The following is a 23,359-nucleotide window of genomic DNA, read 5'->3' on the forward strand; positions in this document are numbered from 1 at the left end:
GCCCACCGGCCGCACCGCTTCGCCGTGGCGAAGCGATGTGCGTCCGGCGATTCTGAAGTCTTGCAGATTTGCCAGCCAAATCTGCGGGAGGGTTGGCTGAAACAGGGCGGCTGATCGACCGGCCGGCTTGGCCGTAGGGCTGGGCTACGACGCGCGCCGGCCGGTCGACCATCCGACTCCGTTTGAGCCAACAGAATGCTTCAATCTAACCCGGAAAAGCTCCAGTGCAATAGACGACGACTTCCTGCTCTATTTCGCGGCAGAGCTGCTCATATTCGGTGATCAGCGTATCTTCTCTCGGACGCTCATTTCGGAACCGATCCAATGCATCGACGGCAAGGTCATAGGCTTCAAACATCTCCCCCAGTGTCTCGCTGGTCACGTCAGCGAGACGATGACGAACATCGGGCAGGCGGAGCATCAATTTCCTTCGTCCACGCTCTCGGCTCATAGTGTAACTCCGGATATTTGCACGCACCGGTAAACAATCCGAACTCGATGGAACCCCGTTCGTTCCCCCTCACCTGCTCCGATCATCCGTCCGGCGGTGCGCTCGCAGAACGGATGCGCATTTCCAGGTCAATGTGCAGCAGAACAGGATTCAAGGCTCCCGGTCGTCCGCATCCAGGGCTTTCACGGTGACTGCGGCGACGATGCCGGTCAGCACAATGCCCGCAAAGCCGATCATCAACGCCAATATCCGCGACGAGATATGTTTGGGGGTAAAATCGCCGTAGCCGATCGTCAAGCCGGTGACGAAAGTGAAATACATGGCTTCGTCAATGCGCCAGTTTTCGATACGCCAGATTGCGAGCCCGGATCCGACCATCAGGGAGACGATCGCTGAGACGATTGGCCAGATCACATGAAGCTGCCTTGCGAGCGCGACGAAAAACAGCCGCCGCATCTGTCTAGGGTTCGATATTCGGCCAGTTCTTACCGACACCTTTCGACCTCCCTGCAATTGGTTCAGGACATTCATAAGACTGACGCAGTCCATGGGGCTGGAATCCGCGCGCCCCACATTCATCCCGTGCACCATGCTTGCCAAGGCAACCGCTGCGGTGCCCTACCTCGATGCTCTCCAGACCCGCTTCATAAGCCCCGATCGGGCAGAACATATAAAGTCGTGGCGAAGATCATGTAAACCATCAGCACCAATATGCCGACGAACCACGCCGAACGCCCGCTGTTGGTAACGAACATCGCCGTCATGGTCGCCAGGAAAACCATGACGACAACGCCCGGCGAAAACTGCAGATCCATCGGTGTCGGACCGATGACGTAGCTCAACAGCACAAGCACGGGCGCCACGAACAAAGCTATCTGCGAGGCGCTTCCGAGCGCGATGCCGACGCTCAAGTCGAGGCGGTTCTTGCGCGCACCGGAAAATGCCGAAGCCATTTCGGCTGCGCCGCCGACCAGTGCGACGACGATGAAACCGACAAAGGCAGGCGTCATTCCAAAAACCTTGGCAGCCTCCTGCACGGACTCGACGAAGATCTCGCTGACCAGCGCGACCAGTATCGTGACACCGGCAAGCGTGGACAATGCCAGGCCAATCGGCCACGGGGTTTCGTCCGCCTCGGCGTGCTCGGCGGCGGCAAAGAGCTCGCGGTGCGTCTTCAGCGTGAACAGCAGTCCCAGCGCGTATCCGACAATAAGCAGGATGGCCAAGCCTAAGCTGAGCTTGTTAAGCACTTCCGTAGCCGAGGTCGAATCTGAAGCAACCGCCGACGGTATCAGCAGGGCGATGGTGGCGAGGAACAGCAGGCCGGCCTGAAGACGCGCATTGGCTCGGTTGAATTCCTGAGTGTGATGCTTCAGGCCGCCGAGCAAAAACGAGGCTCCAAGCATGAACAGCGTGTTGGTGACGATTGCACCGGCAACCGATGATTTTACCAGCGTATACTGTCCGGCACGCAGGGCGGCCAAGGCGATGACAAGCTCCGTCAGATTTCCCAGCGTGGCGTTGAGCAGTCCGCCAGCGGCGTCGCCGGTTTTTGCCGCAACGGACTCGGTGGCGTGACTGAGGAGGCCAGCCAGGGGTATCACGGCAAGGACCGACAAGATGAACAGCAACGTGTGAGCCTCGGGGGCAACGCGCGCCGCGACAAAGACCACCGGCACCGCAACGAGCAGCCAAAGCATGGGGTTGGCACGAATTTCTTTCCAAAGGAGGTTCACCCGTCACTCCCCGTTCAGTTGCTTCAGGCGTGCCGCGGGTTACGGGTCAATATGACCTGCTCCGGGCGCGCCAGTTGCTTGACGGTTGATGATCCGTCATGCAGGGCTACTCCGGCAGCGCTGTTTGCCGGAAGAATGTCACCGTCGCCTCATCCGGCGGCCCGAACCAGGTTGTGAAGAATGTCCGGAAATCCGGCCCGGCATAGGTTTGGCTGAGCGCACGATCGACGGCAAGGCGGAAGTCCTCATCGCCGCGCGCCAACTCAAGAGCGAGCGCTTCGTAGGTGAAGTGGCGCTGCAGGACGATCAGATTACCGGAATTGTCACTGCGGGCGGCGGCATCCATGAGGATCGGCATGTCGCCGAAGAGCACCGCCGAACTGCCGTCCATGACGCGCTCGATCCCCTGCTGGTAGCTGTCGACCGGCGCAGCCGTTGCCGCGAGTTGAAAAGTCTTGATCCTGTCGCTCAGCCAGCCTTCGCTCGTCGTGCCCGCGATCGAGGAGAAGGTCTTGTGCTCCAGGATCGTGCGGGCCGGTGAACCACGCCAGAGCGGACGGCTCGAGGGTTCGCCATATTGCAGCACTTCGCGCAAAGCCAGCGGCGAGCTGGTGCTCAAGAGCGCGCCGGTGCCGCTTGGGAAAATCGGGATGGAAAACGACACCTGCTGCCGCCGCGTCAATGTCACCGGCTCCGCAGCGCAGACAAGATCAGCCGTACTGCTTCCTATTGCCTGCATCTTGGCGTCGCCTGAAAGCGAAACCCATTCGACATCGAGCTTCGGCAGGTTCAGCTGTGCCCTAAGACTATCGGCAATCTTGTTGCAGAGGGCGACGGCATAGCCGTCCGGCCGTCCCTGTTCCCCGTTGAAGGAAAAGGGCCTTGCATCCGGATCGTAGCCGAGCTTCAGAGCGCTGCCCGCTTTGATACGGTCGAGCGTCTGAGCCTGCACGGGCATGCCGAAGGCCAACATGGCCGCCGCGGTGAGGACAGAGGCGGCGATACCCGCCCAGCGATCATTTGTTCCTGACATGTCTGATCCTCCTCTCTTACTCGGCCGGAAGCTGGTTCGTGTTGCTGGCGAAACGCGGGGCGATCAGGCCGTAGATGATGAAACCGATGCCTGTGACGATCATGCCGCCGAGAACCGCGTCCTTGCCGGAGGCATAGATGGCGAAGACGCTGTAGGCCATGCCGACCAAGGCGATGGTGGCGTTCAGCCGATATTTCGGCTGTGGCACGCGGGCGGCCTTCATCATGACGAAAAGGGCAGACAGCGCGATGATATAGGGCAGTACGTTGGTGACGACGGCGAGGTTGACGAGCGCCGAAAACTGTTCGCTCAACGTCGGCGAAATGGTCATCAAGGCAAGGCATGTCTGCACGATGCCGAGAATGATCATGCCGGCCACGGGCGCGCCCATCTCGTTCACCCGCGAGAATATGGATGGGAACATCCGCTCGTCGGCGGCGGTTTTCGCCGTCTGCGCGATCGTAAACTGCCATCCGAGCAGCGAGCCGAGGCAGGCCAGTACGGCAAGCGCCATGACGATGGAACCAACCGTGGAATTGAACATGGTGGCATAGGCGAGTGCAAAGGGCCCCGTGGAGCTGGCGAGATCCGGATTCGGCACGATGCCCTGAATGACCGTCGTCGACAGGATGTAGATGACGGCCGCACCCAGCGTGCCGAACATGCAGGCGAGCGGCACGTCACGCTTGGGATTTTCGACGGCATCGGAATTCTGAGCGGCTGATTCCATGCCGAGGAATGCCCAGAGGGTCAGTGAAATGCTCGATCCCATGCCTTGCCCAAGCGTCAGGCCTTGCGGATTCCAGGCGGCGGCGAAAGTGCTGGAGCTGAACCAGAGCCAGCCGATGATCGACAGCAGTCCAACGGGCAGGATGACGCCCCATACCGTGACCGAACCAATGCGGCCGGTGATGCGCGGTCCACCGAAATTGGCGGCCGTGGTCAGCCACAAGAGCACGATCAGCGCCAGGCAGGTCATGATCGGGGTCGAGGTCAGCACCGGAAAGAACCCGGCCAGGTACCCGACGGCCGAGATGCCGATCGCCACATTGCCGACGGCAAGCGACAGGAAATACAGGAAGAACACCATGAAATAGCCGTCCTTCCCATAGGCATCCTCCGCATAGGCGGACATGCCTCCGGGCCGCTGATTGAACAGTCCGGCCTGGGCGAAGCCATAGGCGATCGCCATCGAGCCGATGGCGGTCACAAGCCAGGAAAGCAGCGAGATCGCCCCGACCTGCGCCATATTGGCGGGCAGCATGATGATCCCCGACCCCATCATGTTGACGGCGACGATGAAGGTGAGTTGCACCAGGTTCATCTTTTTCTTGGCCGTGGCCTCGGCCGCAAGATGCATCGTGTTGTCGGTCATGACGAAGTCCTCCCTAAAGCGCGTCGCGTTCCTTCAGAATGGCTTGATCCACGCTTTCATTCTTTGTTTTCACTCATTGTCGCTACCGCAAAGCCGCTGCGCACTTTTCGTGACATGCTCCAGCCCTACTCGCGGACGACATATGTGTGGAACTTGATCCGCCCATCGATCCGCTCCTGGAACACGCCCTGGACCTCGTAATTGAAGCCGGGGAAGCGGTTGAAGGATTCTTCGAAGGCGAGGAAATAGTCCCGCATCGGCCGCGCCCTGTCGTCCCAGCGCTCTCCCGGCACGATCACGCCGATACCGGGCGGATAGATCAGCGCCAGCGTCGCAGAGATGCGGCCGGCGGCTTCCGTCAGCGGCACATAGTCGACATTGTTGGCGACCAGTGCCTCATAGGCCTGCTTGGGTGCCATCGCCGGTTCGGGGAAGCTCTCGGAGCGGAAGCAGAGGCGCTGCAACTCCTTGACCCCCGCCTCGCGGTAGAAGGAATGCATCTCATGGCAGACCTGGCGGACGCTATAGCCGGCATAACGCTCGCGATGGGCGGCGAAGACGGTCGGCAATACCTCCTGCAGCGGCGCATCGCGGTCCCACAGGTTCTTGAACTTGACGAGCTTGGCGACGAGCGTGTTCAGCTTGCTCTCGTCCTCCGCCGGTGTCAGGAGGAAGAGCAGGCTGTTCAGGTCGCATTTTTCAGGCACGACCCGCTGCTCGCGCAGATAGTTGGCGACAACGGTCGCTGGAATGCCGAAGTCGCGATAATCGCCGGTCTTCCGGTCGATGCCGGGCGTCAGCAGCGTAAGCTTGTTGGGATCGACCATGGTATAGCCGGGCGCATAGCCGGCATAACCATGCCAGCTCGCCTCCGGATCGAACCGCCAGCATTGCTGCTCGCGTTTCAGTACCTCCGTCGCGACATCTTCCCACTTGGCGGCGGCGAGATCGCCGGTGTGCTTCGAGCCCGAAACCGTCACCCTGTCCGGCACGAAAGGATCGAAGAACCACTGCTCCTCCGGGGTCGCGGCCTTGGTTTCGTAATGCTCCACGAAACCTCGCAGCTTCTTGCGAATCTCGATCCCGAGCTCGATGCATCGGTCCCAGAGCATCTCGCCGGCCTTGCCCTCATGCACCTTGGCATTGACGTCGAGCGAGGCAAAAAGCGGGTAGAAGGGAGAGGTCGAGACATGCATCAGCAGCGATTCATTGAAGCGCTTGTGTTCGACGAACCTGCGCTGGCCCTTGATATGTTCGTCCCGCTTGTGGATCTGCGATGCCTGGGAAAAGCCGGCGCCCTGCTTGTGGACCGATTGCGTGGAGAACAGCCCGGGCATATCAGCCCTGAGGTCCTTCAGCCGCATCGGGCTATGGCCCTCGAAGAGCGGGTGGAAGGCGTTGTAGCCGATCCAAGCCTCGTCCCAGAGCACGTAGTCGCAGAGATGGCCGAGCTTCTCCATCACCTGGGCGACATTGTAGATCGTGCCGTCATAGGTCGCGAGCTGGATGCAGGCCAGACGGAACGGCCTTTCCGCCTCCGCACGGCTCTTGTCGGCGACGAGTGGGTGCTCCTCTATCTTTTGCCGCAGCCAGCTTTCGTCCCAAGCCGCCCAGTCGACCGCGCCGATCATGCCGAAGGAATTGCGGGCGGTCGGCAGATAGATCGGGATGGCGCCGGCCTGCACGAGAGCACCCTGATGCAGGGATTTGTGATTGTTGCGGTCGAAGAGCACCAGATCGCCGCTGTGCAGTACCGCATTGGCGACGACCTTATTGGAGGTGCTCGTGCCGTTCAGGATGAAATAGGTGCGGTCCGCGCCGAAGATGCGCGCCGCCTGCTTCTGGGCTTCGACGGCAGGGCCTTCATGGATCAGGAGGTCGCCGAGATCGACATCTGCGTTGCAGAGATCGTTGCGAAAGATGCTCTCGCCGAAATATTTGAAGAAGATCTGTCCGGCCGGCGATTTTCGATAGAACTGGCCGCCCTGATGCCCCGGGCAATCAAAGGCGATATTGGCCTCGCCGTCATAGGCCATCAAGCCGCCGAAGAATGGCGGCAGCAGCGATTTGCCGTAATTCACGGCGCTGGACACGATCTGCTTGGCATAGAAGGTCGGCGTCTGCTGGCCGAGATAGACGAAACCATCCACCTCGCCGGCCATCTCGACGACATCCATATCCGCAATCGTCAGCGTATCGGCCATCGCCCAGATCGGCGTGCGGAAACCGATATCCCTGACGGAACGAAGGAAGCTGCGTGCCGAAACCAGCCGCCCGCCCTCGACCGAGCCGATATAGGCGCCGACGTCAGCATCCTCTGACACGTCGGCCGAATAATCGTCGCGCTGTTCCACCTCGAAGCCCTGGGCGGTGATCTGTGACACCAGTTCCTGCGCCTGGGCATTGTCGCGATCGATGATCGCGACGATCTTCAGCATCTTGTGGAACGGTATTGCGACCGTCGGAGATTTCACGTCGCGCGGGATCATTCTTGCCCCTCCCCTGCGATGCAATCGACGAGGTAGCGGCGACCGCCGTCACCGGGCGCGAAGCGAAGGCCGTGGATATCGGTTTCGAAACCGGGGAATTTTCTGTCGAAGTCACGGGCGTAAAGCAGATAGTCCTGAATGGACTTCGTCGACTGGGTGATCCGTTCGCCCGGCATGATCAGCGGAATGCCGGGCGGATAGGGAACGATCATCACGGCAAGGATGCGATTCATGAGGTCGTCGATCTCGACGCTCTCGATCCGGCCCTTGACCAGCCGGTCATAAGCATCGGCCGGACGCAGTGCCATGTCGGGCAGGACCGTATACATTTCGCGCTGCGCCTTCGGCACGTCGTCCTTGCGATAGATCGCGTGGATCTGCTCGCAGAGATCTTTGAGCCCCATTCCGGCATAGGCTTCCGGATGTGCCGCGGCCAGTGCCGGCAGTGCGCGGGTCAATGGCGCATTGGCGTCATAGAGATCCTTGAAATTCAGCAGTTCGGTGACGAGCGTGCTCCACTTGCCGCGGGTGATACCCATCGAGAACAGCACGAGGAAGGAATAGAGGCCGGTCTTCTCGATCTCGATGCGCCGCGAGGACAGGAACTTGGTGACGACCGCCGCCGGAATGCCGTGATCATCCATCACGCCGCTGGCCGAGAGGCCCGGCGACAGGATGGTGACCTTGATCGGGTCGACCATGACATGGTTTTCGGCAAGGCCGGCAAAACCATGCCAGGCATCATCCGGCTTCAAGACCCAGTCGGCACGGGTGTCGGTCGGCGTCTGCCCGGCAATCGTCGGCTCCCAGACGTCGAACCACCAGGTGTCTTCCGTCTGTTTCCTCACCGCGTTCATCGCCCGGCGGAAGCTGATCGCCTCGTCGATCGTCTCCTGGATGAGCGCGCGTCCGGCCGGCTGCTCCATCATGGCGGCCGCGACATCGCAGGAGGCAATGATGCCGTATTGCGGCGAGGTCGAGGTGTGCATCATGAAAGCTTCGTTGAAGCGGGTGATGTCGAGACGTTTGGTCTCGGCATGCTGGATATGGATCATCGACGCCTGCGAAAGGGCGGCCAGCAGCTTGTGCGTCGATTGGGTGGCGAAGGTGATGGCGTTTTGCGACCGCGCAGGCTGATTCGACGAGATCGCGTGGAAGCCATCGTAGAATTCGTGGAAATTGGCGTAGGCGTACCAGGCTTCGTCGAAGTGCAGCACCTCGACCGCGTCGCCGAGCGACGCCTTGATGGCATCGACATTGTAGCAGAGGCCGTCATAGGTCGAGTTGGTGATGACCATCAGCCGGACCTTGCCGCTGGTCTGCCCGGCAAAGGGGCTTGCGGCAATCTTGCCGGCAATCGACTCCGGCGTGAACTGGTCCTTCGAGATCGGACCGATGATACCGAGCCCGTTGCGCGAGGGCGTCAGATAGATGGGCGTCGCGCCCGTCATGATCAGCGAATGCAGGATGGACTTGTGGCAATTGCGGTCGCAGAGCACGAGATCGCCGCGCGCCACCATGCCATGCCAGACGATCTTGTTGGCAGTCGAGGTGCCGCCGACGACAAAAAAGGTCTCATCGGTGCCGAAAATGCGTGCGGCATTGCGCTCCCCCTCGGCGATGGGACCGACATGATCCAGCAGCGAACCGACGCTGCCGACCGATACGGAGATATCGGATCGCAGCGTGTTTTCACCGAAGAACGTGTAGAAGAGCTGGCCCACTGGGCTCTTGCGAAACGCGACGCCGCCGCCATGGCCGGGCGTATGCCACGAATAAGCGCCTTCCAGCGTATAATCCATCAGCGCCTTGAACATCGGCGGCGGCAGCCGCTCGAGATAATTGCGGGCTGCCTGCGCGATGGCGCGCGCCATGAATTCCGCCGAATCCTCGAACAGGCGGAAAAAGGCGTTGGCATGACGCAGAACCGCTGTCGGCACGTCTTCTGCGGTGGTGTCATCGCCGAACAGGAAAATCGGCAGCCGGTCATTTCTCTGCCGCTTTGCGGCGAGCACCTCTCCCAGCACCTGCCAGCGCGTCGTCTTGTCTTCGGTGCCGTCGACGGATACCAGCCAGCAGGACTCTGTATTGAAGACATGCACGAGACGGCGGGCGTCCTCATAGGAAACGCCGGAGACGATCCGGAACCCTTCCCTTTCAATGGCGGCGGCGAGATCGCGCATACCGCGTCCGGCTGCGCTCTTGCCGTCAAAATCCTCGTCGATAACGGCTATCGGAAATGCCGTCTGGAATTCCATGCGTTCCTCCAGAACCTGACGTCAAGGCTACGGCCGCCGTGCAGACCGCGTGGATCTCAGGTTGAAGGATCGTACATGACGGGTCGTGCAGCGTCCTTGATTGCAATCAAGGTGACGCGAAGCATTTCGATGTCGCCGAAGGACTTGGATTTTGATCAGGCTATTCGGCCCACTCCGCATCGGCGGTGAAGGCGATCGTCAGCCAGCGATTGGCGCTTTCGTCGCCGATCGCGTTCCCGATCTCATCGCGGAGCGCGTCCCATTCCTCCACGGTCTTTGCCGGAAGCCCTTCAGGGACGATGAAATAGAGTTCGATCTGCATCGCGCGGCCGACCCGGGCAACATAGGCTCGGTGCGAGAGGAAGCCGAGCCGGCGAACCGTTTCCGAGGCGACACGATCGACATGCTCCTGGAGGTCGACAGGGGCGATCAGCAGGATCTCGGTGAACGCCCTCCAAACGGTGCCGATCGGAAGCGGGACCATGATGAGGCAGACCAGCGCCAGAACCGCCGGGTCCATATAGCTGGCAAGCCAGGCAGCCGGCGTCGCCTGCGCGGCCATGCCGATCAGGAATGCAATGAGCAGGGCAAGCGCAATGCCGCCCGACATGATCCAGGCCTTGATGTCCAGCGAGATGAAATCGGATTTGATGCGGGCGTTCAGCCTGACGCCGAGAAAGGCCATGGCGGCGCAAACAAGCAGGGTCGCCGCAGAATAGGCGATCGCCATGCCGAAGCGCAGTTCGTGACCGCCGTTCAAGATGCTGATGATCGCGCTGATCAGCGCATAGATGCCAACTGTCATCAACAGGCAGCCGTTGAGCATCAGCACGATGGGCTCGAGATGCCAGAAACCCATGGTGAAGCGGTTCCGGATTCTGCCGGACCGAGCGTCGCTCTGCGTCGATTTCAGGATCAGGCTCGAAACCCAGAGCGCAAGTCCGGTCATCGCCGCATCGGCCAGCGAATAGACGCCGTCGAAGGCGATCGAGAAAGAGCCGGAAAGAATGCCGAAGACGACCCCGAGCGTTGCCACCACGACGGTCGCCGCGATCGATATCCGGAGAAACCCCTGCTCGCTCAGCATCGTCGACCCCGCCTCCGCTTCGGCCCGTCATGCGACATGCTTTAGCAGCTTTATCCCGATGACGAAGGTAGTCTAGGCCAGCCCGGCGGACTACGCATTGATCCGGATTGCGGCAGCCGGTTTTTGCAACGACAATTGCGGTGTGATGGCGGTCCGCAGAGACATTGGCTCCGGGCAGCCGTCTCTCGGGGGAAGCTCATGACGACGTCGCCAAATGGCAAGAGCCTCGGACTTGCTGCCTGCACCGCCATCGTGGTCGGCAATATGGTGGGATCGGGCTTTTATCTTTCACCGGCCGCGGTCGCGCCCTATGGCAACCTTGCGATTGTCGTCTGGATCGTCATGGGCGCCGGCGCGATTTGCCTGGGTCTGACCTTCGCGCGCCTGGCGAGCCTCGTGCCCGCTGTCGGCGGCCCCTATGCCTATACCAGGCTCGCCTATGGCGATTTCGCCGGCTTTCTGATCGCCTGGGGCTACTGGATATCAATATGGACATCGCTGCCCGTCATCGCGATTGCCTTTGCCGGCGTGATGGTCGATCTCTTCCCTGCCCTCGCCAATCGCTTCGCCGCGACCGTGCTGACGCTCGGCGTGATCTGGGCGGTCGTGCTCGTCAATCTTCGCGGTGTTCACGCGGCGGGTGTCTTCGCGCAGGTGACGACCTACGCCAAGTTGCTGCCTTTCGGCGCCGTTGCCATTATCGGCCTTCTCTACATCGATCCGTCGCATTTCGCCGAATTCAATCCAAGCGGTCAGCCGCTGCTGCAGTCCTTTGCGACACTGGCGCCTCTCACCATGTTTGCCTATCTGGGGCTGGAATCGGCTACGGTTCCGGCCGGCGACGTGGAGAATGCGGAGCGGACAATCCCACGATCGACCGTGCTCGGTATCTCCATCGCCGCTGCCCTTTATGTGTTCGGCACGATCGTGGTGATGGGCCTCGTGCCGCGTGAACAGCTCGTTAAGTCGGTTGCGCCATTTTCCCAGGCGGCAGGGATCATGTGGGGACGCCCCGGCGAGTTGGCGATCTCGCTTGCAGTCCTCGTGTCCTCCATTGGCGCGCTCAACGGCTGGACCTTGCTGATGGGGCAGGTTCCGATGGCTGCCGCCCGCGACGGGCTATTTCCGCCGCTTTTTGCCCGGCTTTCCCCGCGGGGCGTGCCGGCATGGGGCATGACCATCTCGGCCTTGTTCGCAACGCTCCTCGTGCTCGTCCAGGCGCTCGGCTCCGAAGGCTTTGCCGCCGTCTATCGGCTGATGGTCGGGCTCAGTACCATGGCCGCCGTCGTTCCCTATGCTTTCTGCGCGCTTGCCAGAAGCCTCATTGCGGGCGTGTCTGATGGGCGGATGCCGCGGGTCAGCGCGATCGAGCTTATCGCGTTCGTCTTTGCGATCTTCACCCTTTACGGCTCCGGCGCCGAACCGGTGCTCTACGGCCTCGTGCTGCTGATGCTCGGCATCCCGGTCTATGTCTGGCAAAGACGCAATGCGGCCGGCGCGACGGACAAGGAGACGGCCGCGAGCGCCGTAACGCAACCGCTCCCGTCTCAGGACAAGTTTGCCTGACGGACCACGCCGTCAGGCGTGCCAGCTCAAGGTGTCAAAACGCTCGTTGATGATCGTCCCACGGTCGCCGCGAACCATCCCGGCAATATCGGCAAGGGTGCCAATTGCGGCCGTCTTGCCGTTTGCCCGTGCAAAATGGCAGGCAGCATCGACCTTCGGTCCCATCGAGCCGGCCGGGAAGGAGAACTGGTCGAGATCGCCGGGACGAGCGCAATGGATCGCCTTTTGGGACGGCTTGCCCCAATCGACACAGACAGCCTCGGCATCCGTTGCCATGATCAAGAGATCGGCATCAAGTTCGCGCGCCAGCAGTTCCGAGCACAGATCCTTGTCGATCACGGCTTCGATGCCGATCAGCTTCCGATCGGCGCCCTTCTCGTACATCGTTGGAATACCGCCGCCGCCAGCGCAGATGACGATGGTGCGCTGCTCCAGAAGCCAGCGGACGGGCCGGATCTCGAAGATGCGCTTCGGCGCCGGCGAGGCGACAACGCGTCGCCATTTTTCGCCGTCCTGCTTGAAGATCCAGCCTTTTTCCCCACGAATCCGATCCGCCTCGCCCTTGTCGTAGACCGGCCCGACGAACTTGGTGGGGTTCTGGAAACCGGGATCTTCGGCGTCGACTTCCACCATGGTGAGAAGTGTCGCTAAGGGCTGCTCGAACGGCAGGAGGTTGCCGAGTTCCTGTTCCAGCATATAGCCGATCATGCCTTCGGTCTCGGCGCCGAGAACATCGAGCGGATAGGCCTCTTCTGGTTTGTAGGCCGCTCCCTGGAGCGCGAGCAGCCCGACCTGCGGACCGTTGCCGTGGGTGACGACGATCTCATGTTCGGCCGCCAGTGGCGCGATCGCCTCAGCGGCGGTGCGCGCATTTCGCCTCTGGGTATCGGCGGTCATCGCTTCCCCGCGCCGGAGAAGCGCATTGCCGCCAAGCGCAATGACCACACGCATGCTAATCTCCCAACGTGGCGACAAGCAGTGCCTTGATCGTATGCAGACGGTTCTCCGCCTGCTCGAAGGCGACATTGGCCTCGGACTCGAACACGTCGTTGGTGACTTCGAGGCCGTTGTCCATGCCGTAATCTTCGGCGATCTGCTTGCCGAGTGTGGTTTCGGTGTCGTGGAACGCCGGCAGGCAATGCATGAATTTGGTCTGCGGATTGCCTGTCGCCTTCATCAAGTCCTGGTTGACCTGGTAGGGCGTGAGCAGCTTGATGCGTTCGCGCCAGACGTCTTTCGGCTCGCCCATCGAAACCCAGACGTCGGTGTGGATGAAATCGACGCCCTTGACGGCCTCGTTGGGATCTTCGGTGACCAGCAGCCGCGCGCCCGAGGCCTGCTGCAAATCCCTGGCGATCTTCATATATTCTTCTGAAGGCCACAGCGACCGCGGGCCGCAGATGCGCACATCCATGCCGAGCAGGCAACCGACGATCAGCAGGGAATGCCCCATATTCGAGCGGGTGTCGCCGACATAGGCATATTTGATCTCAGCGATCGGCTTGTCACTGTGTTCGCGCATGGTCATGACGTCGGCGATCATCTGCGTCGGATGATATTCGTCGGTCAGGCCGTTGTAGACAGGCACCCCGGCGTATTTTGCCAGCGTCTCTACGCCTTTCTGTGCCGAGCCGCGATATTCGATCGCATCATACATGCGCCCCAGCACCCGCGCCGTGTCCTTGAAGGATTCCTTGTGGCCGATCTGTGAGCCGGATGGATCGAGATAGGTCACGTTGGCGCCCTGGTCCGAGCAGGCCACTTCGAAGGCGCATCGCGTTCTCGTCGAGGTTTTCTCGAAGATCAGGCAGATTTCCTTGCCCTTCAGATGCTCCTGCTCGGTGCGGGCATATTTGGCCCGCTTCAGGTCGCGGGCGAGATCGAGGAGATAGCGGAATTCCCGCGGCGTATAGTCCTGCACGGTCAGAAGCGATCGATTGCGCAGATTGAAACTCATGGTCTTGCTCCGTCGTCTGGTTCGTGGATGGAAAGGTCAGTAAGCGGGGTCGCGCCAGATTGGGCATGTCATGCAGTGCCCGCCACCACGCCCACGTCCGAGTTCGGAGCCGCGAATGGTGATGACCTCGATACCTGCCTTGCGCAGCAGCGTATTCGTGTAGGTGTTGCGGTCGTAGGCGACGACGACACCGGGTTCGAGTGCAACGACATTGTTGCCGTCGTCCCATTGTTCGCGTTCGGCCTGATAGGAATTGCCGCCGGTCTCGACGGTTCGCAGCTTCGGCAGATCGAGCGCTTCGGCGACGACATCGAGCATCGGCTTGCTTTCGGGATGGATCTCGAATGTGCCGTCGTCGTCCTTGGGATGCATGCTGTAGCAGCGGATCTGGTCGACCACCTCGGCAAACAGCGTGACGACGTCACGGTCGCAGAAGCTGAAAACAGTATCGAGATGCATGGCCGCGCGGCTCTTTGGCATCAGGCAGCCGATCACCCGTTTCGCCGCCTTGCTTCTGAAAAGGGCCTGAGCCACCTGGCCGACGGCCTGATAGGTGGTGCGCTCGCCCATGCCGATCAGCACCGTGCCGTTGCCGATCGGCATGACGTCGCCGCCTTCCATCGAGGCGTTGGCGAATTGATGGTCGGCATCACCCCACCAGATCTGGAAATCGCCGCCCTGGAAGATCGGATGAAACTTGTAGATGGCACGCTGGACCAATGTCTCGGCGCGTCTCGCCGGCCAGAACATCGGATTGCAGGTCACGCCGTTATAAATCCAGCACGAAGGGTCGCGTTGAAACAGCGTGTTGGGGATCGGTGGGATGACGAAATCGCTTTCCGGCAAGGCGCTGAGCATCAATGCCTTGGCTTTGACATCGGGCAGGTCGGCAATCGCGATGCCGCCGATCATGAATGCGGCAAGCTGTGTGGACGGCATTTCGTCGAGCCATGGCCGCATCGCCTCGGCAACCTGCGAGCCAAGCACGTTCGGGGTTATGCGCCGGTCGAGGATGAAATCGCGCGCCTGCTTGTTTGAGAGCGTCTGACCGAGCAGATCGTGGAGCTCGAGAACCTCGACTCCCCTTTCCTGCATCTTCAGGACGAAGTCATAGTGGTCCTTCTGCGCCTCATGGACCCAGATAACATCGTCAAAAAGAAGATCATGGCAGTTTGCAGGCGTCAGGCGCTGATGAGCCAAGGATGGTCGGCAGACCATGACGGTTCTCAGCTTTCCGACCTCAGAATGAACACCGAAACCACGCATGTGGTCCTCCTTCCAGCCATCGCCGGCTCTTTGAACAGCATCAGATTATTTTGGCCGGTCCACTCATGTCATTGATTGCAGACAAGGTGCGGTGCAGCATTTGACTCCGGTGCCGCCCAGCACGTTGAAATGCCGTCGCTCAGTGAAGATCCGACCTATCGTCTTGCCGTATCTGCCATGCGCGCCAATGGGTGGGATGAACGTCCAGCATCTCGCCTGTCAGGGCATTGGCCCATCCCCTTGCCAGGCGCTGGCAGGGAAAAACCAGCGCGTGGATACCATCGCCGTCGATGACGGCGAGTTCGATATCCTCTTCGAATGGAGCTTCGACGACCAACCGCCACTTCACCGAACCCTCCCCGATCGTGCACGAGCGTCGACTGGATACGGGGCTGTTCTTAGGCAGGCCGGTCGCTCGCCCGGCATTGGTTCCCCAGCCGGCGCTTGGTGGGCGGCGGCGCAACGACATCATTGTTCCGCCCTTCCGTTAGAAGATGAGGTCCTGGGCTCCAGCAACACTCATTCAATATAGAAGGTCAGGTTGCCGTTGCGGGCGCGCGTCACCCATTCTATTTGGTTGGGCGTCAGCTTCTTGGCCTTCAGTTGCTGGACGAGCCACGTGTTGGAACGGATAGCCGCCCGGATTTCCTTCACATGTTCTTCGCTACCAGGCGAAGGCATGGAGCCAACTTCAACCGCAGTTCGAAAGCTGACGATTGAAAACCGCTTGTTGTGATAGGTTTTGATGTGCCCCGGCAGGCTTTCGGCCCAGTTCATGCGCCGGTATTCCTTGCGGGTCTGCTGGGCGTCGACAGGCGCCGCAACCAACGCCGCGGTCGCAATGGCGATAGCAAGGGCAATCTTCTTCATCTTCCTGCTCCTCAAGTGGCCGTGTGCCCATTGCCTGCCAGAGTAGCGGAAGAGTGAGCTCGCGGCATTGAGCCGGATCAATGGAGGGAGCCGAACCAAAAACTTAAGGCAGGTCAGGCTTTTCGGCTGTCACTGGCACGGAGATACCCATAGAGGCTACGCGATACTACACCGACCCCTTTCCCAAAGGTGGTAATCTCAAGTCCTTGTGAGGGGCAAAGAGCCCGTCAAGGGGCTGACCGGCTCAAAGGGCGGAGGAAACCATCGTGTCCATCAAGATGGAGGCGCCGCATGTTGACGAATGCGATCGCATTGACCCGGACGTCGCCGGACGAACCTCGTTCACGGGCGGGATAACAGGGCGCGACCGGCCAGGCGCTTTGCGTGCGGAAGATGGCGAGCCGTCGATAGACTGGATCCGGCAATTCTATCAACACCTGCCGGACGCGGTGTTCTTCATCACCGACTGCCACCGAATTTCGGCCTGCAACGGGGCCGCTGTGGCGTTGTTCGGTTATGAGGAAGACGAATTGCTTGGTCAGAGGATCGACCTTGTCTGGTATCCGACGCCGGATGTTCCGTTGAAGGGACGCTGGGCGGACAGGGGAGTGGTGCGGGCCGGTGTGGCGATGACCAGGAGCGGCGTCCAATTTCCGACCGCCATGACGATCATCAGACAGCAAGACGGCAAAGGACACTTCTCCGCGGTGATCTTCGAGGACTTCCGCACCGAGCGCGAGACTTTGCAGCGTGTTCAGGAGCTTCAGCGTGAGCTTGCCCGTATCGCCCGAATAGTTGGGCTCGGGGAAATGACATCGACGCTGGCCCACGAACTTGCCCAGCCGCTGACGTCGATCGCCGCATACGCGCAAGGTTGCGCGCGGCTTGTGACGAAGGATCGTCATGGCCACGGCGAAGAACTCCGTGAAGCCTTGTCCGAGATTACGCAGCACGCCCTGTGGGCGGGAAAGATTGTGCAGAACATCAGGGAATTCGCCAAGCGCGGCGCCGACGAGAGAAAGATTGAAGCGATGCACGCGCTCATCCATGAGGCGACGGCGTTCGCGCTTGCCGGATCCCAGCGAAACGGCCTTCGCGCCGATTTTCAGCTCGTAGCGGAACGGGACGTCGTGCTTGCCGACCGGGTCCAGATCGTGCAGGTGCTGACGAACCTTGTTCGCAACGCCGTGGAGGCTACCGACGGTATTGCGCAGCCGCATATCACCATCCGAACCAGAACCGACGATTTATCCCGTCTCATTGTCGACGTGTCCGACAATGGCTGCGGAATTGCGGTCGACATCGAAGAGGCGCTGTTTCGTCCCTTCGTGACCAGCAAACCGCGCGGCCTCGGCATGGGCTTGGCGCTGTCCAAGCGCATCATCGAGGCGCATGGGGGCCGCATAAGCGCGCGCAATCGAATGGATGGCGGTTCTATCCTTTCGTTTTCCCTTCCGCTGGTGGAGACAACAACCAATGGCAAACGACCTTACGATCCATCTCGTCGATGATGAGGAGTCGCTCAGGCGATCTTTGACGTTTCTGTTGGTGTCGGCAGGTTTCGCGGTTCGGACCCATAGCTCTGCCAAAGCCTTTCTGGAACTGTTGCCGCTTTCGGGACGAAGCTGCCTCGTGACGGACCTGCGCATGCCCGAAATTGATGGCATCGAGCTGCTCCAGCGCCTGCGCCGTTTGAGACTGAACGTTCCGGTCATTGTCATTACCGGTCAGGGCGATATCGCCGCCGCCGTCCGGGCAATGAAGGCCGGCGCGTCGGATTTCCTTGAAAAGCCCGTCAGAGAAGAGGCGCTGATAGCCGCGATCAACGCGGCGGTGGGACAGAAGCGCCCCGGCGGGGCCGTCGCTGATTCTGAGAGCGTTGCAGCACGGCTTCGCCAGCTCACGGAGCGCGAACACCAGGTTCTGGCCGGCGTTCTTGATGGCTTGCAGAACAAGATGATCGCCTATCAGCTTGGTATCAGCGCACGCACGGTCGAAGTCCACCGCGCCAATGTGATGGCGAAAATGGGCGCCCGCAATCTGGCGGAACTCATGCGGATGGCCATCACCCTCGATACGGCAGCGCAGCCTGTCGAAACCGCCAGGGCCCTGTCCGACCACGGTGCTTGGACGCCTGCCCGATAGGCCCGGCACCGCGCCAAAGAGCTGCCGGTGATCGGGCTTCCGTAGCGATACTTAAGGGGTTTCTCGAATATCAGAGCAGACGGCGATTGGTTATGTTGCCAGACGATTGGGGGGCGACGCATATGCTTCAACACCACGCGACCATAAGGCAAACGGCAATTCCGGGCCGCCGACATGGAACAGCTGTCGGAACAACCAGAGATCAGTCGATCAAGCTCAAGGCCAACGAGACAATCTACAGCGAAGGCGAACATGCACTTGCGATCTATCAGGTCGAAACCGGTGCGGTGCGGATTTATCGCCTGATGGCCAGCGGACAGCGATATATCCTAACATTCTGCGGCGAGGGCGAATGGTTCGGCCTTGAAACCGGGGATGTTCGAACCGACTTTGCGGAAGCCGTCTGCGAGGCCTCCATCAAGCCCTTTCGGACCAACCAGAACGCAGTCGTTCCTGTCGACCTTCTTCACATCGCGCTGACGAACCTGGCAAAGGCGCAGCACAAGCAGCTCGTCATCACCGAGCAAAGCGCGCTGAAGCGGGTCGCGGCCTTCGTTTGCGAAATGGCCGACCGTCATCCGAAGGATCTGGAATTCGACATGATGATGTCGCGCAGCGATGTGGCCGACTATCTCGGTCTGACCGTCGAAACCGTTGCCCGCTGCTTCACGAAACTCCGCGAAAAAGGCGTCCTTTGCCTGAAAGGCAAGCTGCAGCGCGTCGTTCGCCTTCTGGACCGCGACGCGCTCATCGCGCTGACCATCTGATGCATGACGCCCGGAAGCGTGGACGATTCCGGGATAACGTCCTGGCCACAGCAAAGAAGCCAAAGCGCACCGCTGAATCAAGTTTCATACGGTGCGCTCAGCGGTCATGGATTGAAATCGATCGTGCAAAGGGGGATTGAACAATGAGATGCCTATTCTGCCGGAGATCGAATGCAGCGGTCACAACATGCATTGCGGTCCTGCTGTCGCTGGCGACCTTTCCACTCGCGATCGTTCAGGCGCAGGACGATCCGTTTGAGCAATTTCCCTTGGTCATCCAGTGCAAGTCCAACGAAACCTACCACACTTTCTACCTGTCGCGCATTTCACAGGATGGCATCGCAACCTATCGGGCATCCGAACGGATCGCCGGCACGATCACCCTCGACGGCAAGGCCAAGGCAACCGGCAGTGAAGGTGGAGGCACATGCGTCGGCAAGACCTTGACCGAGCTTCGCGCCTCCCATCAAGCCTACGATCTGAAACGCTAGGCTATATGGCCCCTTGAGGCTCGACCCGCAGAGGTCGATGCCTGATTGTTGGAACCGGCCGAGACCGCAATCTTGCTGTAAATCATGCAAAGTGAAGCCCGATATCTCACATGTTCCAGCAGCAGGCTCGGCTGCGGCCGAGAAGGAATGACCGATTTGGAGCCGTTAGCGGCCTGGCGGCTTTTGGCTGCCGAGGAACGATAGCTGATGCTCTCCAGTGTTACGCTGGGACCAAGCCACGCACCATACGGAACATCATAGGAAATGACCGGGGTCCATCGGGCAAGCCAACCAGATACCCAGCACAAACATGCTGTTCGATCGAACCGCGGGCGTCGTCGGAAAGTGCCATCAATGTGCTTGTGGTGCTGCCTGGGCCGTCGGTGAACGTAGCCCAATAATCCGCGAAGGACGCATACTCGCAATCCACGACAATGGGAATCTCGGTCACGTCAACGAGGCCGATCTTCCGCCACAGCGTCGCCTGACCATCAGGCCAGAAGAGCTGACGTCCCGCCCGCATGGATCTCAGCGTTGCAAAGTCGGCCTCAAGCACGGCGCCGGTGTTAATGACGAGGTCAAATGCGGGCATGCCACCAAAGAACTGAGTAACGGCGGACGCGACCACGCCGCCTGGACGGGTCACGCGCTTCATCTCGGCAACGACCTGTTCAATTTCCGGGATGACGTCCAGGGCCAGGGTGGAAACTGCCGCATCGAAAGAGTTGGCGTCGAACCGCAGTTGCCGGACATCGCCGTGTTCATATGCGATATTGGGGTGGGATCGTCGACGGCGGGCTCCTTCCAGGTATCCCTCCGATGCGCCAACACCGATCACATGCGCTCCCGCCTCGGCCAGGGCTTTCGACAACACACCCGTCCCACATGCCACATCGAGCACGCGACTGCCCGGAGCAACATTGGCACGGGTGAGAAATGGGCTCGCCAGATGTTCGCTCCAGCGCCCTATGAATGACTCGTAGACGTCGGGATCGGCCCAATTGTATCGCAGTTCTGCGGTTTCCATGGCGCCATCCTCCCTTGATCAAGAATGGACATTACCACGGCCAACCAGGTCGCGCGTATCGCCGTCACGCCGGGCAGTCCAGCGGAAGCTTATTAGCACTTCTCAAGAAAACATGACATAGCGGAAGCCCCTGGAATCACACCGGCCCTCCGTCGGACGGTGTTCCGAGGTATCGCGTGTTTGACTGCCATCACACCCGAAGATCGTGTACTGTGACCAGAAGTCGTAGTCGAGGGATCACCGGACATGGATGAGGAGGGCCTGGCTGAGATCTCAGCCCGGTATGTTCACTTCGCCGATACGGAAGCCCACGGCCGTTCGCCGCTCTACGAGGCGTTGGCTCGTGCGGTTGCTGGAGACCGGGAGACACTCGGCTTCCTATCGACCCTCCCGGACACCAAAAGGCAACCGAACCTTCTGCTTGCGGCGGTGCGTCACCTGTTCGGCACGCCGAAGGGCTGGACCGAGTTTCGTCAGGTGCTCCTGGCCCACCCCGATGCAGTCCGTTCGCTGATGCTCGAGCGTTCGACACAAACCAACGAACCAGGAAGGTGCGCCTCGCTGCTCCCCGTCCTGGCGCGATTGCCGCAGCCGCTGGCGCTCCTCGAGGTCGGAACCTCCGCCGGGCTCTGCCTCATGCCCGACCTCTATGGCTACGACTACGGCCGCAAGGCGATCCGCCCACCCTCGATGGCCTCGGAGCCGCCTGTCTTGCGTTGCTCCGTCAGCGAGACGACCCCGTTGCCGACGGCCGCGCCACACGTCGTCTGGCGAGCGGGGCTGGACCTCAGCCCAATCGATGCTTCGGATGCTGCGCAAGTCGCATGGCTTGAGACACTGGTCTGGCCGGAGCAGACGGAACGGCTTGCCAACCTGCAGGCGGCCGTCAAGATCGCCGCTTCGGTCAAGCCACGGATCGTGAAGGGCGACTTGCGCGGGAGCGAATTCGCCCGGCTCTGCAGCGAAGCCCCAAAGGACGCCACCCTTGTCGTCTTTCACACGGCGGTGCTCGACTATATCTCCGACCCCGCAGATAGGGAGGCTTTCGACCAACAGGCGATGCGGCTCGCTCCGTATTGGGTATCGAACGAGTTCCCCCGCGCATTCCCGTTCATCGCCACGCGCGCAGGAACAAGCTGGCCACCCGGGCGCTTCCTTCTGTCTGTGAACCGCACTCCTGTCGCCTGGACCGACCCACATGGAGCTTCGCTCGCATGGATCGCGGATGAGGCCTAGGGGACCTCCGGCCTCGTCATTCCAGGCCTTGAGCCTGGAATCCATGGCCAAGGCCGATGATGCCGGCGTGGTCCTCGGGTCAAGCCCGAGGACGACGGAGGGCGGGTGGACCGGTATCCGCGTATGCGCGCGCTCAAGAAGCGCGCGCTTTTTTCTCCCATCTCAGCGGAAACCGCCGCTCGCGAACAGCCGTTCGCCGGTCAGCCAGCGGGCGTCGTCGGAGGCGAGGAAGACGGCGATGTCGGCGATGTCGTCCGGCTGGCCGATGCGGCCGAGCGGCGTCTGGGCGGCGATGGTCTGTTCGAGCTCAGAGCCGATGACGCCGGCCGAGTGCGTTCCCTCGGTCTCGACCATGCCGGGCAGAATGGCGTTGACGCGGATCTTGCGCGGGGCGAGCTCCTTGGCGAGCACGCTGTTGATGCCCTCGACGGCGCCCTTGGTGCCGGTGTAGACGGCCGAGTTCGGGAGACCCAGGCTGGTGACCACCGAGGAGATGTTGATGACGCTGCCGCCCTCGCCGAGATGCCTGGCCGCCGCCTGGGTGGTCAGGAGAACGCCGAGAACATTGACGTCGAACATGCGGCGGTAGTGTTCCTCGGTCACCTCGCCGATCGGGGCGAATTCATAGACGCCGGAATTGTTGACCAGCACGTCGAGCTTGCCGAATTCCTTGACTGCGGCATCGACCACGCCCTGCGCCTGTTCGGCCTTGGAAACGTCGCCCTGCACCGCGATGGCCTTGCCGCCGGCCGCGTCGATCGCCTCGACCACGGCGTCGGCTCCGGCCTTGCTCGAGGCGTAATTCACCACCACTTCAGCACCTTCGGCCGCCATCGCCTTGGCAATCGCGGCGCCGATGCCCTTGGAGGCTCCCGTGACCACTGCGACCTTCCCTGTGAGCTTAGCCATCTCTCGTTCCTTCTGATCCGGAAGGCCGCCGGAATTGACGGCCTTGTTCCGTAGTTCAGAAATTCGGAACTGTTGATCTCGGTTTCAAGGGGCACTATATAAAATTCATGCGACCGCTCTTTCACCCAGCTCTCGAGGATATCAAGCCCGATGCGATCCTCTATGCGCTGTCGGATCCGGAGCGCGTGGCGATCTTCGCCAAGCTCGCAGGCACCGCCTGCGGCGGCACCTGTTCGGCGCTTGCGGATCTCGGCGACCGCATCATTCCAAAATCGTCGCTGTCGAACCATTTCAAGGTGCTGCGCGAATCCGGCCTGATCCGCAGCGAACGCCAGGGGGTGGAGATGCGCAACCAGACCCGCTGCGCCGAGCTCGACGAGCGCTTCCCCGGGCTGGTCAGGGCGATCCTGACGGCTTACGGACAGCTTCCCGAGCAAATGAAGACGGGTTGACGGCTCTTGGAAGATAGCAGCTGCCGTTGGTGGCTCGCCTGGGTCCTCGGGTCAAGCCCGAAGGACGACGGAGAGTGTGAGGTGCCCTGCGGTAACAGGGTGAGGTTCGGCAAACCCGATGCAATCACACTCTCTGATCTCGCTGCCAGACTTCGTCATTCACGCTACCCGATGCCTATCCGCTGCGCCGACGGCGCGTTTGGCGAGAACGCCCACCCCACTCTCCGTCATCCCAGGGCTTGAC

22 protein-coding genes are annotated in these 23,359 nt (G+C 61.0%); 7 read left to right on the plus strand and 15 right to left on the minus strand.

What is annotated here, in order from left to right; genetic code table 11:
- Nucleotides 1-205 precede the first annotated feature (205 nt).
- The 8 genes from J7U39_RS14530 to J7U39_RS14565 all read right to left on the minus strand — a co-directional run bounded on the left by J7U39_RS14530 (nucleotide 206) and on the right by J7U39_RS14565 (nucleotide 10,429).
- Nucleotides 206-451, minus strand: coding sequence for a hypothetical protein (locus J7U39_RS14530; RefSeq protein ID WP_210628821.1), 246 nt, complete (start codon nucleotides 449-451; stop codon nucleotides 206-208).
- 150 nt (nucleotides 452-601) lie between these two features.
- A complete protein-coding gene (locus J7U39_RS14535) occupies nucleotides 602-907 on the minus strand; it encodes a potassium channel family protein (RefSeq protein ID WP_210631680.1) in 306 nt (101 codons plus the stop codon).
- A 188-nt stretch (nucleotides 908-1,095) separates the two neighbouring features.
- Nucleotides 1,096-2,187, minus strand: a complete 1,092-nt coding sequence (gene cax, locus J7U39_RS14540; RefSeq protein ID WP_210628822.1) for a calcium/proton exchanger — start codon at nucleotides 2,185-2,187, stop codon at nucleotides 1,096-1,098.
- A 106-nt stretch (nucleotides 2,188-2,293) separates the two neighbouring features.
- A complete protein-coding gene (locus J7U39_RS14545; RefSeq protein ID WP_247241761.1) occupies nucleotides 2,294-3,160 on the minus strand; it encodes an amino acid ABC transporter substrate-binding protein in 867 nt (288 codons plus the stop codon).
- Nucleotides 3,161-3,236: 76 nt separating this feature from the next.
- Nucleotides 3,237-4,595, minus strand: coding sequence for a putrescine-ornithine antiporter (gene potE, locus J7U39_RS14550; RefSeq protein ID WP_210628824.1), 1,359 nt, complete (start codon nucleotides 4,593-4,595; stop codon nucleotides 3,237-3,239).
- A 125-nt stretch (nucleotides 4,596-4,720) separates the two neighbouring features.
- A complete protein-coding gene (gene speC, locus J7U39_RS14555) occupies nucleotides 4,721-7,084 on the minus strand; it encodes an ornithine decarboxylase (protein ID WP_210628825.1) in 2,364 nt (787 codons plus the stop codon).
- A complete protein-coding gene (locus tag J7U39_RS14560; RefSeq protein ID WP_210628826.1) occupies nucleotides 7,081-9,342 on the minus strand; it encodes an arginine/lysine/ornithine decarboxylase in 2,262 nt (753 codons plus the stop codon). Before J7U39_RS14560 ends, speC begins: the two co-directional genes overlap by 4 nt.
- 160 nt (nucleotides 9,343-9,502) lie before the next feature.
- Nucleotides 9,503-10,429, minus strand: a complete 927-nt coding sequence (locus tag J7U39_RS14565; RefSeq protein WP_210628827.1) for a cation transporter — start codon at nucleotides 10,427-10,429, stop codon at nucleotides 9,503-9,505.
- A 198-nt stretch (nucleotides 10,430-10,627) separates the two neighbouring features.
- Between J7U39_RS14565 and J7U39_RS14570 the strand changes: the two genes are divergently transcribed.
- Nucleotides 10,628-11,995, plus strand: coding sequence for an amino acid permease (locus J7U39_RS14570; protein WP_210628828.1), 1,368 nt, complete (start codon nucleotides 10,628-10,630; stop codon nucleotides 11,993-11,995).
- Nucleotides 11,996-12,007: 12 nt separating this feature from the next.
- Here J7U39_RS14570 and arcC read toward each other — a convergent pair whose 3' ends face one another.
- From arcC to J7U39_RS14595, 5 genes are all read right to left on the minus strand, one after another.
- Nucleotides 12,008-12,946: a carbamate kinase gene (gene arcC / locus J7U39_RS14575; protein ID WP_210628829.1), complete on the minus strand. Its 939-nt coding sequence runs from the start codon at nucleotides 12,944-12,946 to the stop codon at nucleotides 12,008-12,010.
- Between the two features lies 1 nt (nucleotide 12,947).
- Nucleotides 12,948-13,952, minus strand: a complete 1,005-nt coding sequence (locus J7U39_RS14580; RefSeq protein ID WP_210628830.1) for an ornithine carbamoyltransferase — start codon at nucleotides 13,950-13,952, stop codon at nucleotides 12,948-12,950.
- A 36-nt stretch (nucleotides 13,953-13,988) separates the two neighbouring features.
- Nucleotides 13,989-15,218 (minus strand): arginine deiminase, encoded by a 1,230-nt coding sequence (gene arcA / locus J7U39_RS14585; RefSeq protein ID WP_210628831.1) that lies wholly within the window; start codon nucleotides 15,216-15,218, stop codon nucleotides 13,989-13,991.
- 139 nt (nucleotides 15,219-15,357) lie between these two features.
- Nucleotides 15,358-15,567 carry a hypothetical protein gene (locus J7U39_RS14590; RefSeq protein WP_210628832.1) on the minus strand — a complete coding sequence of 70 codons (210 nt, stop codon included), beginning with the start codon at nucleotides 15,565-15,567 and terminating at the stop codon, nucleotides 15,358-15,360.
- A 170-nt stretch (nucleotides 15,568-15,737) separates the two neighbouring features.
- Complete coding sequence (locus tag J7U39_RS14595; RefSeq protein ID WP_210628833.1) at nucleotides 15,738-16,088, minus strand: hypothetical protein; 351 nt, start codon at nucleotides 16,086-16,088, stop codon at nucleotides 15,738-15,740.
- A 278-nt stretch (nucleotides 16,089-16,366) separates the two neighbouring features.
- Here J7U39_RS14595 and J7U39_RS14600 point away from each other — a divergent pair, with 278 nt between their 5' ends.
- From J7U39_RS14600 to J7U39_RS14615, 4 genes are all read left to right on the plus strand, one after another.
- A complete protein-coding gene (locus tag J7U39_RS14600) occupies nucleotides 16,367-17,599 on the plus strand; it encodes an ATP-binding protein (protein WP_210628834.1) in 1,233 nt (410 codons plus the stop codon).
- Nucleotides 17,565-18,233: a response regulator FixJ gene (gene fixJ / locus J7U39_RS14605; RefSeq protein ID WP_210628835.1), complete on the plus strand. Its 669-nt coding sequence runs from the start codon at nucleotides 17,565-17,567 to the stop codon at nucleotides 18,231-18,233. Before J7U39_RS14600 ends, fixJ begins: the two co-directional genes overlap by 35 nt.
- Nucleotides 18,234-18,355: 122 nt before the next feature.
- Nucleotides 18,356-19,000, plus strand: coding sequence for a helix-turn-helix domain-containing protein (locus J7U39_RS14610; RefSeq protein WP_210628836.1), 645 nt, complete (start codon nucleotides 18,356-18,358; stop codon nucleotides 18,998-19,000).
- A gap of 143 nt (nucleotides 19,001-19,143) precedes the next feature.
- Complete coding sequence (locus tag J7U39_RS14615) at nucleotides 19,144-19,491, plus strand: hypothetical protein (RefSeq protein ID WP_210628837.1); 348 nt, start codon at nucleotides 19,144-19,146, stop codon at nucleotides 19,489-19,491.
- 220 nt (nucleotides 19,492-19,711) lie between these two features.
- Here J7U39_RS14615 and J7U39_RS14620 read toward each other — a convergent pair whose 3' ends face one another.
- Nucleotides 19,712-20,518 (minus strand): class I SAM-dependent methyltransferase, encoded by an 807-nt coding sequence (locus tag J7U39_RS14620; protein ID WP_210628838.1) that lies wholly within the window; start codon nucleotides 20,516-20,518, stop codon nucleotides 19,712-19,714.
- A 246-nt stretch (nucleotides 20,519-20,764) separates the two neighbouring features.
- Here J7U39_RS14620 and J7U39_RS14625 point away from each other — a divergent pair, with 246 nt between their 5' ends.
- Nucleotides 20,765-21,754 (plus strand): DUF2332 domain-containing protein, encoded by a 990-nt coding sequence (locus tag J7U39_RS14625; protein ID WP_210628839.1) that lies wholly within the window; start codon nucleotides 20,765-20,767, stop codon nucleotides 21,752-21,754.
- 162 nt (nucleotides 21,755-21,916) lie between these two features.
- Here J7U39_RS14625 and J7U39_RS14630 read toward each other — a convergent pair whose 3' ends face one another.
- On the minus strand, nucleotides 21,917-22,663 hold the full coding sequence (locus J7U39_RS14630; protein ID WP_210628840.1) for a glucose 1-dehydrogenase: 747 nt from the start codon (nucleotides 22,661-22,663) through the stop codon (nucleotides 21,917-21,919).
- A 107-nt stretch (nucleotides 22,664-22,770) separates the two neighbouring features.
- Here J7U39_RS14630 and J7U39_RS14635 point away from each other — a divergent pair, with 107 nt between their 5' ends.
- Complete coding sequence (locus J7U39_RS14635) at nucleotides 22,771-23,115, plus strand: helix-turn-helix domain-containing protein (protein WP_210628841.1); 345 nt, start codon at nucleotides 22,771-22,773, stop codon at nucleotides 23,113-23,115.
- The last annotated feature ends 244 nt before the right edge of the window (nucleotides 23,116-23,359 follow it).

The organism is Rhizobium sp. NLR16a (genome assembly GCF_017948245.1).
GTDB lineage: Bacteria > Pseudomonadota > Alphaproteobacteria > Rhizobiales > Rhizobiaceae > Rhizobium.

What these genes read in the sequence shown, in the direction of transcription:
- J7U39_RS14560 (WP_210628826.1), bottom strand. Translation starts at nt 9,342, where the DNA reads ATGGAATTCCAGACGGCATTTCCGATAGCCGTTATCGACGAGGATTTT.
- J7U39_RS14630 (WP_210628840.1), bottom strand. Translation starts at nt 22,663, where the DNA reads ATGGCTAAGCTCACAGGGAAGGTCGCAGTGGTCACGGGAGCCTCCAAG.
- J7U39_RS14580 (WP_210628830.1), bottom strand. Translation starts at nt 13,952, where the DNA reads ATGAGTTTCAATCTGCGCAATCGATCGCTTCTGACCGTGCAGGACTAT.
- J7U39_RS14635 (WP_210628841.1), top strand. Translation starts at nt 22,771, where the DNA reads ATGCGACCGCTCTTTCACCCAGCTCTCGAGGATATCAAGCCCGATGCG.
- J7U39_RS14600 (WP_210628834.1), top strand. Translation starts at nt 16,367, where the DNA reads ATGGAGGCGCCGCATGTTGACGAATGCGATCGCATTGACCCGGACGTC.
- J7U39_RS14615 (WP_210628837.1), top strand. Translation starts at nt 19,144, where the DNA reads ATGAGATGCCTATTCTGCCGGAGATCGAATGCAGCGGTCACAACATGC.
- speC (WP_210628825.1), bottom strand. Translation starts at nt 7,084, where the DNA reads ATGATCCCGCGCGACGTGAAATCTCCGACGGTCGCAATACCGTTCCAC.
- J7U39_RS14570 (WP_210628828.1), top strand. Translation starts at nt 10,628, where the DNA reads ATGACGACGTCGCCAAATGGCAAGAGCCTCGGACTTGCTGCCTGCACC.
- J7U39_RS14565 (WP_210628827.1), bottom strand. Translation starts at nt 10,429, where the DNA reads ATGCTGAGCGAGCAGGGGTTTCTCCGGATATCGATCGCGGCGACCGTC.
- J7U39_RS14545 (WP_247241761.1), bottom strand. Translation starts at nt 3,160, where the DNA reads ATGTTGGCCTTCGGCATGCCCGTGCAGGCTCAGACGCTCGACCGTATC.
- J7U39_RS14625 (WP_210628839.1), top strand. Translation starts at nt 20,765, where the DNA reads ATGGATGAGGAGGGCCTGGCTGAGATCTCAGCCCGGTATGTTCACTTC.
- J7U39_RS14620 (WP_210628838.1), bottom strand. Translation starts at nt 20,518, where the DNA reads ATGGAAACCGCAGAACTGCGATACAATTGGGCCGATCCCGACGTCTAC.
- arcC (WP_210628829.1), bottom strand. Translation starts at nt 12,946, where the DNA reads ATGCGTGTGGTCATTGCGCTTGGCGGCAATGCGCTTCTCCGGCGCGGG.
- potE (WP_210628824.1), bottom strand. Translation starts at nt 4,595, where the DNA reads ATGACCGACAACACGATGCATCTTGCGGCCGAGGCCACGGCCAAGAAA.
- J7U39_RS14530 (WP_210628821.1), bottom strand. Translation starts at nt 451, where the DNA reads ATGAGCCGAGAGCGTGGACGAAGGAAATTGATGCTCCGCCTGCCCGAT.
- arcA (WP_210628831.1), bottom strand. Translation starts at nt 15,218, where the DNA reads ATGCGTGGTTTCGGTGTTCATTCTGAGGTCGGAAAGCTGAGAACCGTC.
- J7U39_RS14595 (WP_210628833.1), bottom strand. Translation starts at nt 16,088, where the DNA reads ATGAAGAAGATTGCCCTTGCTATCGCCATTGCGACCGCGGCGTTGGTT.
- J7U39_RS14535 (WP_210631680.1), bottom strand. Translation starts at nt 907, where the DNA reads ATGCGGCGGCTGTTTTTCGTCGCGCTCGCAAGGCAGCTTCATGTGATC.
- fixJ (WP_210628835.1), top strand. Translation starts at nt 17,565, where the DNA reads ATGGCAAACGACCTTACGATCCATCTCGTCGATGATGAGGAGTCGCTC.
- J7U39_RS14610 (WP_210628836.1), top strand. Translation starts at nt 18,356, where the DNA reads ATGCTTCAACACCACGCGACCATAAGGCAAACGGCAATTCCGGGCCGC.